Annotated in this window: 11 protein-coding genes and 6 pseudogenes; 4 read left to right on the top strand and 13 right to left on the bottom strand. The window is 58.3% G+C overall.

The features are described from left to right. Nucleotides 1-49: 49 nt before the first annotated feature. Genes PZL22_RS27505 through PZL22_RS27490 form a run of 4 tightly spaced genes read right to left on the bottom strand, consistent with a single transcriptional unit; the run spans nt 50 to nt 2,079 of the window. Nucleotides 50-178 (bottom strand): hypothetical protein, encoded by a 129-nt coding sequence (locus tag PZL22_RS27505; protein ID WP_164829331.1) that lies wholly within the window; start codon nt 176-178, stop codon nt 50-52. Continuing rightward, entirely contained in the window at nt 129-1,241 is a 1,113-nt protein-coding gene (locus tag PZL22_RS27500; protein ID WP_050543918.1) for a putative bifunctional diguanylate cyclase/phosphodiesterase, read from the bottom strand. Before PZL22_RS27500 ends, PZL22_RS27505 begins: the two co-directional genes overlap by 50 nt. A 51-nt stretch (nt 1,242-1,292) precedes the next feature. Next, nucleotides 1,293-1,742 carry a PAS domain-containing protein gene (locus PZL22_RS27495; RefSeq protein ID WP_234706440.1) on the bottom strand — a complete coding sequence of 150 codons (450 nt, stop codon included), beginning with the start codon at nt 1,740-1,742 and terminating at the stop codon, nt 1,293-1,295. Further along, the gene (locus PZL22_RS27490; protein WP_234706441.1) at nt 1,702-2,079 is read right to left on the bottom strand and encodes a PAS domain-containing protein; all 378 of its coding nucleotides are present in this window, start codon (nt 2,077-2,079) and stop codon (nt 1,702-1,704) included. The genes PZL22_RS27495 and PZL22_RS27490 overlap by 41 nt, the downstream gene beginning before the upstream one ends. Nucleotides 2,080-2,222: 143 nt before the next feature. On the opposite strand from PZL22_RS27490, the pseudogene PZL22_RS27485 reads away from it, so the two are divergent. Both PZL22_RS27485 and PZL22_RS27480 read left to right on the top strand, forming a co-directional pair. Continuing rightward, nucleotides 2,223-2,949, top strand: a pseudogene (locus tag PZL22_RS27485) (IS5 family transposase); the annotation flags it as partial. Between the two features lie 249 nt (nt 2,950-3,198). Continuing rightward, a pseudogene (locus PZL22_RS27480) lies at nt 3,199-3,377 on the top strand (DUF4158 domain-containing protein); the annotation flags it as partial. A 15-nt stretch (nt 3,378-3,392) separates the two neighbouring features. Here PZL22_RS27480 and PZL22_RS27475 read toward each other — a convergent pair. Continuing rightward, entirely contained in the window at nt 3,393-4,412 is a 1,020-nt protein-coding gene (locus PZL22_RS27475) for a 1-aminocyclopropane-1-carboxylate deaminase (protein WP_013845262.1), read from the bottom strand. Between the two features lie 143 nt (nt 4,413-4,555). Between PZL22_RS27475 and PZL22_RS27470 the strand changes: the two genes are divergently transcribed. Then, on the top strand, nt 4,556-5,032 hold the full coding sequence (locus PZL22_RS27470; protein WP_003532569.1) for an Lrp/AsnC family transcriptional regulator: 477 nt from the start codon (nt 4,556-4,558) through the stop codon (nt 5,030-5,032). A gap of 175 nt (nt 5,033-5,207) precedes the next feature. Here the strand turns inward: PZL22_RS27470 and PZL22_RS27465 are convergent, their stop codons facing one another. Beyond that, complete coding sequence (locus tag PZL22_RS27465; protein WP_017267885.1) at nt 5,208-5,585, bottom strand: beta/alpha barrel domain-containing protein; 378 nt, start codon at nt 5,583-5,585, stop codon at nt 5,208-5,210. A gap of 118 nt (nt 5,586-5,703) precedes the next feature. Here PZL22_RS27465 and PZL22_RS27460 point away from each other — a divergent pair. Beyond that, nucleotides 5,704-6,823: pseudogene (locus PZL22_RS27460) on the top strand (IS110 family RNA-guided transposase). A gap of 387 nt (nt 6,824-7,210) precedes the next feature. On the opposite strand, the gene PZL22_RS27455 reads toward PZL22_RS27460, so the two are convergent. From PZL22_RS27455 to PZL22_RS27425, 7 genes and pseudogenes are all read right to left on the bottom strand, one after another. Then, nucleotides 7,211-8,313, bottom strand: a protein-coding gene (locus PZL22_RS27455) for an IS3 family transposase (RefSeq protein ID WP_127701509.1) whose coding sequence is annotated in 2 segments (ribosomal slippage) — nt 7,211-8,052 and nt 8,052-8,313 — 1,104 coding nt in all. Because the reading frame shifts where the segments join, the coding sequence is not laid out codon by codon here. A 71-nt stretch (nt 8,314-8,384) separates the two neighbouring features. Then, nucleotides 8,385-8,537 (bottom strand): annotated as a pseudogene (locus tag PZL22_RS27450) (thiazole biosynthesis family protein); the annotation flags it as partial. Nucleotides 8,538-8,540: 3 nt separating this feature from the next. Then, entirely contained in the window at nt 8,541-8,738 is a 198-nt protein-coding gene (thiS, locus tag PZL22_RS27445) for a sulfur carrier protein ThiS (RefSeq protein ID WP_013845267.1), read from the bottom strand. Beyond that, nucleotides 8,735-9,490, bottom strand: a pseudogene (locus PZL22_RS27440) (FAD-dependent oxidoreductase); the annotation flags it as partial. The gene thiS and the pseudogene PZL22_RS27440, both read right to left, overlap by 4 nt. Before the next feature lie 317 nt (nt 9,491-9,807). Continuing rightward, nucleotides 9,808-10,863 carry an LLM class flavin-dependent oxidoreductase gene (locus PZL22_RS27435; RefSeq protein WP_046067162.1) on the bottom strand — a complete coding sequence of 352 codons (1,056 nt, stop codon included), beginning with the start codon at nt 10,861-10,863 and terminating at the stop codon, nt 9,808-9,810. A gap of 401 nt (nt 10,864-11,264) precedes the next feature. Beyond that, nucleotides 11,265-11,831 (bottom strand): nuclear transport factor 2 family protein, encoded by a 567-nt coding sequence (locus PZL22_RS27430; protein WP_003532552.1) that lies wholly within the window; start codon nt 11,829-11,831, stop codon nt 11,265-11,267. Further along, nucleotides 11,809-12,308, bottom strand: a pseudogene (locus tag PZL22_RS27425) (cytochrome P450); the annotation flags it as partial. The gene PZL22_RS27430 and the pseudogene PZL22_RS27425, both read right to left, overlap by 23 nt. Nucleotides 12,309-12,411 lie beyond the last annotated feature (103 nt).

Below are 12,411 nucleotides of genomic sequence, written 5' to 3'. Positions count from 1 at the left end.
GCGGCATTTTCTCGATTACCGATCTGTGGGGAAGGTGGGGTGGGCGCTGTCACTCGATCTGCCCGGCTTGTATCACTTCGAACACCTGCTCCGCAGAAAGAGGGCGGGCGAATAGATATCCCTGCGCCTCATCGAACCCTTCGGCGTTGACGGCGGCTAGTTGGGTCTGTGTCTCCACGCCCTCCACAGTGGTGGTTATTCCTAAACTTCGTCAAATACCTGCCACGGCCCTGACAACTGAGAGAGGAGTAGCCAGTTCCAAAATCATCCATCGCGATTTTGGCGCCGACCTGCCTGATTTCCTGTAGGAGATGCAGGTTATTGTCACTTTCGTCGAGCAGCACCGACTCCGTTATTTCGAGCTGTAGGCGCGAAGCATCCAATCCGGCCTCTCGAAGTGAATCTGCCACGAGAGCGGCAAGTTTACGATTTCGAAATTGCAGTGGCGAAAGATTTACCGCCACGCTGATGTGCGGCGGCCATTTGGCGGCTTCCCTGCACGCCTCGCCCAGGGTCCACTCCCCAAGCGGAATGATCAGTCCCGTTTCCTCCGCTATCGGAATGAACTCGACAGGCGAGATCAATCCTTTATCTGGATGTCTCCAGCGCACGAGCGCCTCGCAGGTCGTGATCTGCTTAGTTCCGAGGTTTATCAGCGGCTGATAGAACAGCTCCAGCTCGCCCCTCTCGAGGGCGCGACGAAGTTCGATTTTCATTTCTTGCTTGGCTCGCAGGTGAGCGTCCATGCCCGGGGCAAATTGCCTGTAGGTGCCGCGGCCGTTTGCTTTCGCCCGGTAAAGGGCAATGTCGGCAGCCTTGATCAGCTCATCCGCGGACCGGCCATCCTTCGGGGCAAAGGCAAGCCCGACACTTACTCCGACATCTGCATGCGTTCCATCGAGATCATAGGGTGCTCCAACCAAATCTATGATGCTCTTTGCCAGGCTAATTGCTTCTTCCTCATTGTGGAGGTCGGCCCTCAGGACAACGAACTCGTCGCCTCCCAGCCGAGCAACAACGTCGTTCTCATTGGCGCAGGCGCGCAGACGTTCGGCCACGCGACGTAGCAACAAATCGCCAGCCGGATGGCCATAGGCGTCATTGACTGCCTTGAAGCCGTCGAGGTCCAGGTTGAGAATTGCCGTTGTGGCCTTTCCCTGCGACTCGTCCAATAGCCGTTCGAATGCCTCGCGCAGAAACTGACGATTAGCCAAGCCGGTCAGGGCGTCGTGCCGGGCCATATGATGAATTTGCCTGTGGGCGAGGGAGCACTCCTGCTCCGCCTTGCGCCGTTACGTTATGTCCCTGAAGAACAGCGACATACCCTCCGAAGTCGGCGCGGCATGCATTTCGAGCCAGATCCCACGTGGCTCCAGATATTCTTCGAAGCTTACGTTACTGCGATCCGCCATCGCCCACCGGAACTCGATCGCAAATACCGAGTTTCCGTCCGCAGGAAAAACCTTCCATAAATCGAGCCCGATCGCGTGTTCATCAAGTTGCAGGAGGCGCATGGCTTTGATGTTGAAATAGCTGATGCGCCAGCTTCGGTCGACGACCAGCACGCTGTCCATCGTGCTCTCGAGCACCGCTGAGAGCCGTTCAGCCAGGCGTTCGGCTTCGTGGCGCGCGGCTTCCGCCTCGTCCCTTGCCTTCCGAGCTTCGGTCACGTCGCGCCAGATTGCCAGCATGCGGATGGGCTTACCGGAAGCACCGAACACCGGGGCGGTGATGACGTCCATGTATCGTTTGAAACCCGCGCTGTCCCGTATCGCCGTTTCGACACGCGTCGTCCGGCCCTTCCGCACTTCGGTGCACCAGATCTCGCCACGCGACATCTTCGAGTGTCGCGTTCTCATCGAGCCCAAACAGTTGCCTTCCCGCGCGGTTCATAAGCAGGGGACGGCCATCGATATCAAGCAGGCGGATGCAATCGGGCGTGCTTTCAAACACGCTTGGATCAAGGCTTCGCTCCTCCCGGGCAAGTTCGGCCTGCCGCCGTTCCGTTATGTCGAGGACATTGCCGACATAACCGAGGAAGGCTCCGTCCGATGCAAATCGTGGCTGTCCGACGTCAATGACGCAGGCGTAATTCCCGTCGGCGCGTCGAAGACGGTACTCGGTGCGAACCGCTGTGCGGAGCCGGGCCGCGTTGGTGCACGGATCGTTTAGCGGTCGTGGTGTAGGCGATCGGCAACCTCAATAACCGATCTGTGACCTTGATGCCTTCCAAACATAACGCCGCCCGCCGCCATCACATCGGCAGGATGAAATTCAAGGTGACGAACTGGCCGGAATATGAGGCCGGGTTACGGCGACGTGGCAGCTTGACCCTGTGGCTGACACCGGAGGCGCTTGCCATGTGGCTTGCTCCACGCCGAACGACGCGTGGTGGCCAGCCGCGTTATTCCGATCTAGCCATCGAGACCGCCTTGACGCTGGGCCTGGTGTTCGGCTTGCGGCTGCGTCAGGTCGAAGGATTATTAGGATAGGTGCTGCCCTTGATGGGCTTGGCGCTCGCTATCCCCGATCATACCACCCTGGGCCGTCGGGCGCGAACATGGCAATCGCCCCAACAAGGCGCATGACCTCCAGGGTCGACCGGACGGGCCAGTGCATATTCTTGTCGACAGCACTGGACTGCAGGTCTACGGCGCGGGCCAATGGTTGGGGGAGAAGCATGGCGCCAGATCCCGCCGTGGTTGGCGAAAGCTGCATGTGGCACTGGATGCCGATAGCAGCGAGATCATTGCACATACGATGACCGACCAGGACGCGGGCGACGCATCGCAGGTGGAGCCGTTGCTCAACCAGATCGATGGTCGGATCGGGCAGTTCACAGCCGACGGCGCCTACGACGGGAAGCCCACCTACGACGCGGTCACCGACCACAGTGCGGCTACCGTCATCGTCATTCCCCCGCGCGCCAACGCGATCGAACCAGCCGGCGGATGCATGAGAAGAAGATCAGTCAGGCGGAGATCGCGCCCGCCCCCTTGGCCGAGACCCTTCGACGATCTGCCGCGAGCTACGACGGAATCTCCGTTATCCTTGATTGGTACTGCGACAGACACGTTCGGAGTTGGAAAGAGACGTATCGGGTTTCCTAACACGCCATGCTGGTCAGCGGTTACAAAGGCCGAAGGCAAATTGCTGTTCTAAGCCGTCTATCCGTTTGGTCCGCGCTGGGGTTATCTCATCCCTGGGGAAACGTGCGCGGATCCACGGAAGTTTTTCGTTATAACAGTCGACGAGGACAGCCTGATCCGACACTATTCGTTTTCACTGTCGGATCGACTGGAGATCGAACTGCGGAGGCGTGATCATAATCGGCTCGGCTTGCCATTCAGCTATGTAATGCGATACCGGGCCGGTTAACCTGACGGTGCCAATCAGCCGTCCCTGTAGTAATAGCTATAGCCGTTGAGCGCCGGGGCGCCGCCGAGATGGGCGTAGAGCACCTTCGAGCCCTCGGGGAAGAAGCCCTTGCGCGCGAGATCGATCATCCCCTGCATCGACTTTCCCTCATAGACCGGGTCGGTAATCATCGCCTCGGTGCGCGCCGCGAGCCGGATCGCCTCGTTGGTCTCCTCCGAGGGCACTCCATAGGCGGGATAGGCGTAGTCAGGGTTGATGACGATCTCGTCTTCACGCACCGACCGACCAAGGTTCACGAGTTCCGAGGTGGCATCGACGATCTTCCGCACCTGATCCCGCGTCTGCTGGAGGGTGCCCGAGGCATCGATGCCAATGACCCGGTCGGCCCTGTCTAGTGCGGCAAAGCCGACGATCATTCCGCCCTGGGTTGAACCGGTGACAACGCAAACGATGATATAGTCGAAGATGAAGCCGAGGTCCTTCTCCTGTGCCGCGACTTCCTCGGCGAAGCCGACATAGCCGAGGCCTCCGAACTTGTGTACCGAAGCGCCAGCCGGGATCGCATAGGGCTTGCCGCCCGCATCCTCTACCGACTGAATCGCATCCTCCCAACTCTTGCGGATGCCGATGTCGAACCCATCCTCGACCAGCCGGCTGTCGGCGCCCATCAGTTTCGTCATCAGGATATTGCCGACACGGTCATAGACCGCATCGTAGTGCGGTACCCATTTCTCCTGGATGACGACACAATTCATGCCGATCTTCGCCGCAGTCGCAGCCACCATGCGGGTATGATTCGACTGGACCCCACCGATCGACACCAGCGTATCCGCGCCGGAGGCGATCGCGTCGGGCACGATATATTCGAGCTTCCTGAGCTTGTTGCCGCCCATGGCGAGGCCGGAATTGCAGTCGTCGCGCTTGGCATAGATCTCGACCTTGCCGCCCAGCGCCGCAGTCAGCCGCGGCAGGTGCTCGATCGGCGTCGGGCCGAAGGTGAGCGGGTAGCGTTCGAACTTTTCCAACAGTGACATCGATCAGGGCCTCCGTGCCGAATTTGTGGCCGAAGGCTAGTAGATATAGTTTGAAAGGTGCTCTCTAATTTTGCTTTAAAAGTTTTCTTTATCGGCATAATTGTTCGATTGGAGAACCCAAGTCTTCAATTATATGAGGTAAAATGAAAGAGTCTCCCACAGAGGATGTCGATAGGATAGACCTCAAGATTTTGCGCGCCTTGCAATCGGAGGGCCGGCTGAGCAATGCCGATCTCGCCAAGCGCGTGAATGTCAGTGCTGCAACTTGCCACAGGCGAACTCAGCGCCTCTTCGAGGAGGGCTACATTACCGGCGTGCGGGCGGAAGTCGCGCCGGGCGCCGTAGGCCTCGGCGCGATGGTTATGGTTGGCGTGGTACTGGATCGCTCCACGCCTGAGAGCTTTGGTGCCTTTGAGGGCGCGGTCATGGAGCTGAAGGAAGTACTGGACTGCAATTTGGTCGCCGGAGATTTCGATTATCTCCTGAAAATACGCGTCCGCGACATGGCCGATTTCAACAAGCTACACGGCCAGAAGCTGATCGCCCTCCCAGGCGTGCGCCAGACGCGCACCTTCTTCGTGATGAAGGAAGTCAAGGAGAACGCGAGGTTGCCCTTCTAGCGTCGTCGGCAGCTATTGTGGATGCAGCATCTATTGTCGGTTCCGCGCAGACAGCGGATGTCAGGCGACTTTTTCTGACATCACCGGCTCCACGCTCTGTGCATCAAACATACGGTCTCACCGTTCACACGATGGAGGCACTCCATGGCGAGGTTATTTGTAGTCTGTGCATAGTTCAGTCTCCGGACGATCCTTGATGCGCCACTGCACCAGCTTGACGCCGAGGGGTACCAGCCGGGCAATCCACTCGGCGCTGTCGACGATCAGGAAGAACTGATGTGTACGGGAAGACTTCGAAACCTTCGCTGACGAGAATGCGAGCCGCCTCGACGGGGCCGAAGACATCCGGCTGTAGCGTATCATGGTTGCCGATGACCTCGAGCTTGATCCAGTCGGTGGCGAACAGCTCGCGTGCTATCCTTGCGGTCAGCACCGCTTCCGCGACGCTGTGGCAACCTGCGGTGTTGGTTAGGATACGAACGCCGAGCGCGCGGATCATCTCGAAAAAGGTGCCCCCACTGCGGCCGCCAGTGACCTGCCACTGAACTTTCATCCAGCGGCGATTAGACCGTATGTTCGCGGGATGAAGGTGGCCCGCCCCCGCGGTAAGCTAAATCGGGGGTTGCTCTGGATAGGCCGGAGCCTTGCCCCATGCTTAGCGAGGGCGAACCATGAAAGAAGATAGCGTAATTTTCATCGGCCTGGATACTTCGAAGCTGAAGATTTCTGTGGCGATAGCCGATGGAAGCCGCAACGGCGAGGTACGGTTTTTCGGCGACATTTCCTCGGAGCCGGCATCAGTAGCATCGATGGTCAGCAAGCTTTCCAAGCGCGGAGCTAAGCTTCACTTTTGCTATGAAGCTGGTCCCACGGGTTACGGTCTTTACCGGCAGATTGTCGAACTGGGGCATGATTGCGTGGTCGTGGCGCCGTCACTGGTACCCAAGCGTGCGGGCGATCGGGTGAAGACAAACCGCCGGGATGCCATGAGTCTGGCGCGCCTGCACCGGGCGGGCGAACTGACCGCGGTCTGGGTCCCAGATGAAGGCCATGAGGCGATCCGCGATCTGGTGCGGGCGCGCGAGGTGGCCAGCGAGGCGCTGAAGCAGGTCCGTCAGCAACTTCAGTCCTTCTTGTTGCGTCATGGCAGGATCTATGCCGGCCGCGAACCATGGACGCGTGCCCATCGAAGATGGCTAACGTGCCAGGCCTTCGATCATCCCGCCCACCAAATCCTGCTGGCGGAATATTGCCAGGCTGTCGCGGATGCCAGCGTGCGCCTGGATCGGCTGATCAAGCTGGTCGTCGAGACCGCGGCATCCTGGTCAATGGCGCCGGTTGTGGCCGCCTACCAGGCGATGCGCGGCGTCGCGTTCATGACGGCGGTCACCTTTGTCGTCGAAATCGGCGATGTCAGGCGCTTTGATAATCCTCGCCCAGCTGATGGCGTATCTCGGTCTCGTTCCGTCGGAAAGCTCAACCGGCGAACGGGTCAAGCGTGGCGGGATCACGAAGGCGGGCAACACAAGAGCTCGAAGGGTACTCATTGAGGGCGCTTGGACATATCGCTTTCCGGCCCGCGTGAGCCCGAAGATCCAGGCGCGGCTGGACGACCTGCCAAGAACGGTTCGCGAGATTGCTTGGAAAGCCCAGGTAAGGCTTTGCGCACGCTATCGAAAACTACTCGCGGCAGGCAAGCCGAAGGTCGTCGCGGTCACCGCCCTTGCGCGAGAAATGGCAGCGTTCCTATGGGCGATTGGGCAGGAGGTCGCTCCCACAGCAAAAGCCTAAAGGCGAATGCCCCGCTCGAACAAAAACGCTTAACCCGAAAATTGAAATCATCTTCTGTTGGACAAAGATGGAGGCAGGGCTCCGGTGGGGAACCCTCGCAGGCTCTATGTGGCGGACAATTCCAAGCCCGAGATTAGACAGAGGCAGCCCCAGACGAATACACGGAAATGCGGTACCCAACCCGCGCATAAGAGTATGCCAGCCGTCGTCAAAATGCCCTGCCTCCTCCTTTGTTCAACAGCTTCACGCATGCGTGCTTTCGTCCTCAAGGCCGGAAAGGAAAGAGTCATGATTAAGGAGCTTGCAAATGAACATAAGAGAGCCTCGGCGGTTTTTGAACCGCCCCAGGTTTCTGGACCAGCGGAGGCTAGAGTTTTCCGGCTTCGTTCAGGGAGGCGGGCTGGTTGCGCCTCCGGAATTCATCAGCGAGATCGGCACCTTATTGCCGATCGCGCCATGAGGCCGTTCCTCGTTGTAGTATCGACGCCAATCCTCCATCTTTTCGCGCGCATCCGCAAGGGTCAGGAACCAGTGCTGGTTCAGGCATTCCGCCCGGAAGCGGCCGTTGAAGGCTTCGATGAAGGCGTTGTCCGTGGGCTTTCCAGGACGTGAGAAGTCCAGGGTGACGCCCTTGGCATAGGCCCATAGGTCGAGATCGCGAGACACAAACTCCGTCCCCTGATCGACGCGGATCGTCCGCGGATAGCCGACTTGCCGGCATACCCGCTCCAATGTCTGCACCACGTCTTCGCCGCGATAGCTGTGACGCGGATCAAGCACCGGCACATAACGTGAGAAGGTGTCGACCACCGTCAGAACCCGCAGCTTCTTTCCGGTCGCGAGTTGGTCGTGCACGAAATCCATCGCCCAGACATCGTTCGGGCCGATGGCTGTCTGCCGATCTTCCCGCAGCTTTGCCTTGACCCTGCGCTTTGGAGCCTTGTTGCGCAGCTGCAGGCCCAAGTCCCTGTAAATACGATAGGTTCGCTTGATGTTGGTGCCCCAACCTTCGCGTTCCAGCAACACATGCACGCGCCAATAGCCGTAGCGCACACGGGTCTCGCAGATCTCGCGAATACGACGTCCGAGGCCGGCCTGATCGGCACGGCGAGAGGTGTAGTGGTAGGTCGACCGATCGAAGTTCAACGCTCCATAGGCACGCCGGATCGAGATTGCCCAGTCCCGGCACATGCCCTTCACCACCTCACGCTTGCGAGCAGGCCTTAAAGCTTTCGGCGAATAACATCCTGCAGCATTTCGCGGTCCAACGTCAGGTCCGCGACGATCTTCTTCAGCCGCGCATTCTCGTCCTTGAGCTGCTTCAGCTTCTTCATCTCCGGCGGCAACATGCCGGCATACTTTTTCTTCCAGTTGAAATACGTCGCCTGGCTGATCCCCACCTTCCGGCAGATCTCAGCGACTGGCACACCTTCATCACCCTGCTTCAGGATGAACGCCTTCTGGGCGTCCGAAAACTGCGATGCCTTCATCGTCTTCCGTTCCTTTCCCAGCCAGGAAAATGCACCGGAAAACTCTAACCAAAACTGGTCCAGTTTGAAGGGTTCAGATCACCAGACATCTCACGACGAAGTGAGACGGTGACGATTTCCGTCGCCGATTGCCTGACGGCCTCGGAGAGGACGGCAGGAGAGGGATATCGCGCTGTGCCGAGCAGCAGACGGGAGTTTATTTCGGACCCATAAAGCGTCAGCATCCGTCAGCCTCCCTGCATCGGCGACAGGATTTCGATCTTGTCATTGTCGTTGAGCGAACGATCGAACCGGTCTTCGCGATGGACCAACTCATCGTTGATGGCTGTCGCCAGCCAGTCACCCTCGTATTCCATCAGGACTAAAAGCTCCGACAGCGTCTCAGCCGCGACATCCAGAGCCTCGCCGTTAACGATCAATTTCATGGGGCATTCCTTCCCGTGGTATGTTGGTTGGAAACAAGTTCAGCCGCCTCGGCCGCCATGGCCGGCGCGAGCAGAAAGCCGTGGCGGTAGAGGCCGTTGAGCGAGATCACCTTTCCCTGATGGCTTGCACGTGGAAGATTGTCCGGAAAGGCTGGGCGGATTCCGACACCCGTTTCGATTATGGTTGCATCGGCAAAGGCCGGAAATAGCGTGTACGCAGCGTTGAGCAGTTCCATCAGTGAGCGGGCGTCAATCGGCCCGTCGAATTCCGTCTCGATCATCGTCGCGCCGACCATGAACAGACCGTCTCCACGCGGAACGATGTAGACGGGGAAACGCGGATTGAGCAGGCGGACCGGCCGGGAGAGGTCCACGTCTCAGCTTCTAAGGTAAAGCATTTCGCCGCGGACGCCGCGTAAGTCCTCGGCCTCGCCGATGCGCGCTGCGCCCGTGCAATCGACTACACTGTCGAAGCTCTCGTGCGGGCTCTTGCCCACGAAGGTGACCCCCTGAGCCGTCAGCTTGGTGCGCAGCAGACACAACACTCGCCGGGGATCGAGATGGGCTTCGCGGCGAAAGAACAGCCCGTGCCGGAACCGCCGGGCAAGCGAGGGTTCCAGCGTCGCGATCGCCGCCTCTTCCAGCCATTCATAACCCGTCGTGCGACAGGCAAAGCGTCGCAGTTCACCAAGATCGCGAGCCGAGGCGACCACGAGCGTTCCGTTTCGTCGCACCTCTCCCGGCACCATTGCCATTATGGTCGTTCCGCTTTGCGAAGGCCGCCGACAGGTTTCCGCCAACTCGCAAGAAGTGTTTCAAGAATCGCGCCAACCAGCTTGATTGAGCTAAAAAAAGCATTCGCTGCGGTTTCAATTGTTATGCGCCAAAACCGCGTGGATCGAGGGATGCAGTTCTGTCGAGAACCCGACAAAGGTGACAATATTGGCTTGAGTTCGCTGTCTGGTGTCAGACTCGCGATTGGTGTGCCGATCTACGACCTGCGTTGACGCAATATCAGGTATACAGTTGCGTGAGGTGCAGCTGAATTGCGAGCAACGCGCGACGATAGTCAAACGTTGAGGTGACTGAGGGACTTATTGACTGCTGGAATGATCTTATCTCCCCAGAGCTCTATCTGACGCAGCATCGTAGTCTGATCGAGGTCTCCCAGTTGGGTCTGAATCGCAATCTGGTCCGGCTTCAGAATTTCGATTTCTTGCAGGAGGCGGTCAATGACTTGATTTATGCTACCGATCGGCAGGTTCTCCCGCATAGTCTCGAGAGACAAATCCAGCTGCGTCGGCGTTGCCTGCAGCATATAGCCATCGTGGCTCTGCTGGCGACGCTGATGAAGCGCTTCGGATAGCTGGCGCTGGAAACGTGCGTTGTCGAGATAGCGGTTGATCTCCGCTCCGTCAGCGCTCGCGTAACAGCAGCGCAGCAATGATATCTTCGCGTCGCCAGGGCTCTTGAACTCGGCAGCTGCTGCCTCCTGGATCATTCCTCGCAAAGCACCCAAAGTCTCCAATCCGTTGTGTAGCGCGGTTACGAGGAGATTATGTCTCTCACGATAAGCCCGCCGCATACTGCTCGGAGACCCCGTTGCGATCCAGATCGGCGGCGAGGGCTTTTGAATAGTTCGGACCGAGATCGCAGTCGGAGGGATCTGCATAAAGTGGCCGCTGTGCGAGAAGATTTTCTGACGGAGACCTTTGAGCACAATATCAAGATACTCCGAAAACATGGCTTGCGCGTTATCAATGTTGACGCCGAAGCGCTCGAATTCGAACTGCTGATACCCTGAGCCAACACCGAGCTCGAGGCGGCCGTTCGAAACTACATCGGCAAAACCGATTTCGGCGAGCAAGCGCTGCGGCTGATAAAGCGGCAGGACGCAGACAGCAGTCCCAAGACGAATTCTTTTTGTCACGCCGGCGCAATGAGCGACCATCATCAGCGGCGACGGGACCAGGCTGTAGTTATTAAAGTGATGTTCGGCGAACCAAGCGGTATCGAAGCCTGCCTGCTCAGAAAGGACGGTTTGTTCAATGGCGTCGTGGATGACGCTGTCCGACGTTTGGTGATAGCCGCGCTGGGTGGCAAGAATGAATGTCGCGAACTCCATGCAGTCTCCTTTGTTCGCTATCGGGAAGACCCGATGTAGGACGCAGGTCGTAAAGCCTTAGCCAATCCAGCTTTCGACGATCGAGTAAGCGGCCATCTCGCGAGAAGCTGCCTCTGCCATTTGCCTTGAACCGCAGAGCGTGTCTGCGGATTCAAGGAAACGTTCCATCGAAAAATGCCGCAGCATGCACTTTGCGCCCGAGTGTGCTGGCCTGGACTTAAGCCCCTGGAATCCTCAGCTTCGTGCGATCGTCATCACATAGCGATTGCCAGTCAGATCAGATTTGCTGACGCAACTCGGCCCGAAGTTTGAAGTCAACCCGTCATCCACATTGAGGATCGAGCCGGTGATGTAGGAAGCGTCAGCCGAAGCCAGAAAGCAAGCGGCGTCGATGTTGCAGATCAATCATGGTCGTTCGCCTCCGATGTTGGTCCACATCTCGGACTGGTGCCTTTGAGAAGCGCATAAATCGGATCATTCGGATACGGCGCTCCAATTGGCCGCCGTGAAGCGAACCTTTCGCTTTCAGGCAGTCCGGGTGGGATCTGCTGCTCAATCCAATCGTAAATCACTGTTCGGGCTATGATGCGCCACTCCCCTTCCCGCTTGTGGAACAGATCGCCGTAGCGGCCGCACAGGAGCACCTGCCGTATCTCACCGCCTGCGTCCGGTCCACGTTGAAGCGCCGTGAAATAGCTCTCGACCGTGGCCTCTGACGGGCTGGAGAATTCAATCAGTATATTCGCTATCTGATGAACATTGCGCGGCTCGGTCTTGAAGATGCCAAGCGCAAGTCGGATAAAGCCCTCGGATGGACCAGAATAGCCCCCATGGTTGTCATGCGCATCCGGCCAGTACGTGCTGCGCAGCGCTGCCTCATCCCCTCGGTCGATCCCGCGGCAATACCGGTAGAGGCAGTCTCTGATGGCCTCGCGGTCGAGTAGCTCACTGATATTGGCCTCGTCCATTGTTTCTCCCACCATCGCTGAGTTTGTTAGGACCAGTCAAAATTAAATTTTTGAGCCCGAATACATGACCCCCATAGGTCATCGGCGACATACCCTCTTTGATTCGAAAGGTGGGCCCGAGTCAGCCTTTCGTGGATGCCTACGGCAATTTCACGCCGGGCAAGATTTGCCCCGAGGCAAAGATGAGGACCATAGCCACATGCTATGTAGCTGTGGTCCTGCCGCGCCAAGTCGATCGTGTCGGGGCACATGAATTCCGCGGGGTCGCGGTTAGCAATCATCGTTGCGCAGGAAACGAAGTCTCCCTTACGCATGGACACTCCTTCAAAGCCCACGTCTTTGGTAGCCACGCGGATAATCTGAACGGTTGAATAGGCGCGCAACAATTCTCCAACTGCGGTTGCGATCCGGGTCGGCTCTCTCCGCAGCGATTCCTGATCCTCCAGATTGCGGGAGATTGGCCAGGTCAAAGCCTAACAGGCCGCTTCGGTACGTTTAACATCATTGCCGTGGAGCAAGTCGCTCACCCAACCAATGAGCTCGTCGGATCCGCTGTTTGAGAGCCCCATAGAGTAGTCGA

The sequence above is a fragment of the Ensifer meliloti genome, from assembly GCF_030064585.1.
Lineage (GTDB): Bacteria > Pseudomonadota > Alphaproteobacteria > Rhizobiales > Rhizobiaceae > Sinorhizobium > Sinorhizobium meliloti.
The sequence above is the reverse complement of the archived record's forward strand: the minus strand, read 5'-3'. Positions and strand labels throughout refer to the sequence as shown.

Bases quoted from the DNA above. Each gene is read 5' to 3' on its own strand.
- thiS (WP_013845267.1), bottom strand. From the start codon at position 8,738: ATGAAATTGATCGTTAACGGCGAGGCTCTGGATGTCGCGGCTGAGACG.
- PZL22_RS27430 (WP_003532552.1), bottom strand. From the start codon at position 11,831: ATGGACGAGGCCAATATCAGTGAGCTACTCGACCGCGAGGCCATCAGA.
- PZL22_RS27495 (WP_234706440.1), bottom strand. From the start codon at position 1,742: ATGGACGTCATCACCGCCCCGGTGTTCGGTGCTTCCGGTAAGCCCATC.
- PZL22_RS27465 (WP_017267885.1), bottom strand. From the start codon at position 5,585: ATGAAAGTTCAGTGGCAGGTCACTGGCGGCCGCAGTGGGGGCACCTTT.
- PZL22_RS27435 (WP_046067162.1), bottom strand. From the start codon at position 10,863: ATGGAGTTCGCGACATTCATTCTTGCCACCCAGCGCGGCTATCACCAA.
- PZL22_RS27475 (WP_013845262.1), bottom strand. From the start codon at position 4,412: ATGTCACTGTTGGAAAAGTTCGAACGCTACCCGCTCACCTTCGGCCCG.
- PZL22_RS27500 (WP_050543918.1), bottom strand. From the start codon at position 1,241: ATGGCCCGGCACGACGCCCTGACCGGCTTGGCTAATCGTCAGTTTCTG.
- PZL22_RS27470 (WP_003532569.1), top strand. From the start codon at position 4,556: ATGAAAGAGTCTCCCACAGAGGATGTCGATAGGATAGACCTCAAGATT.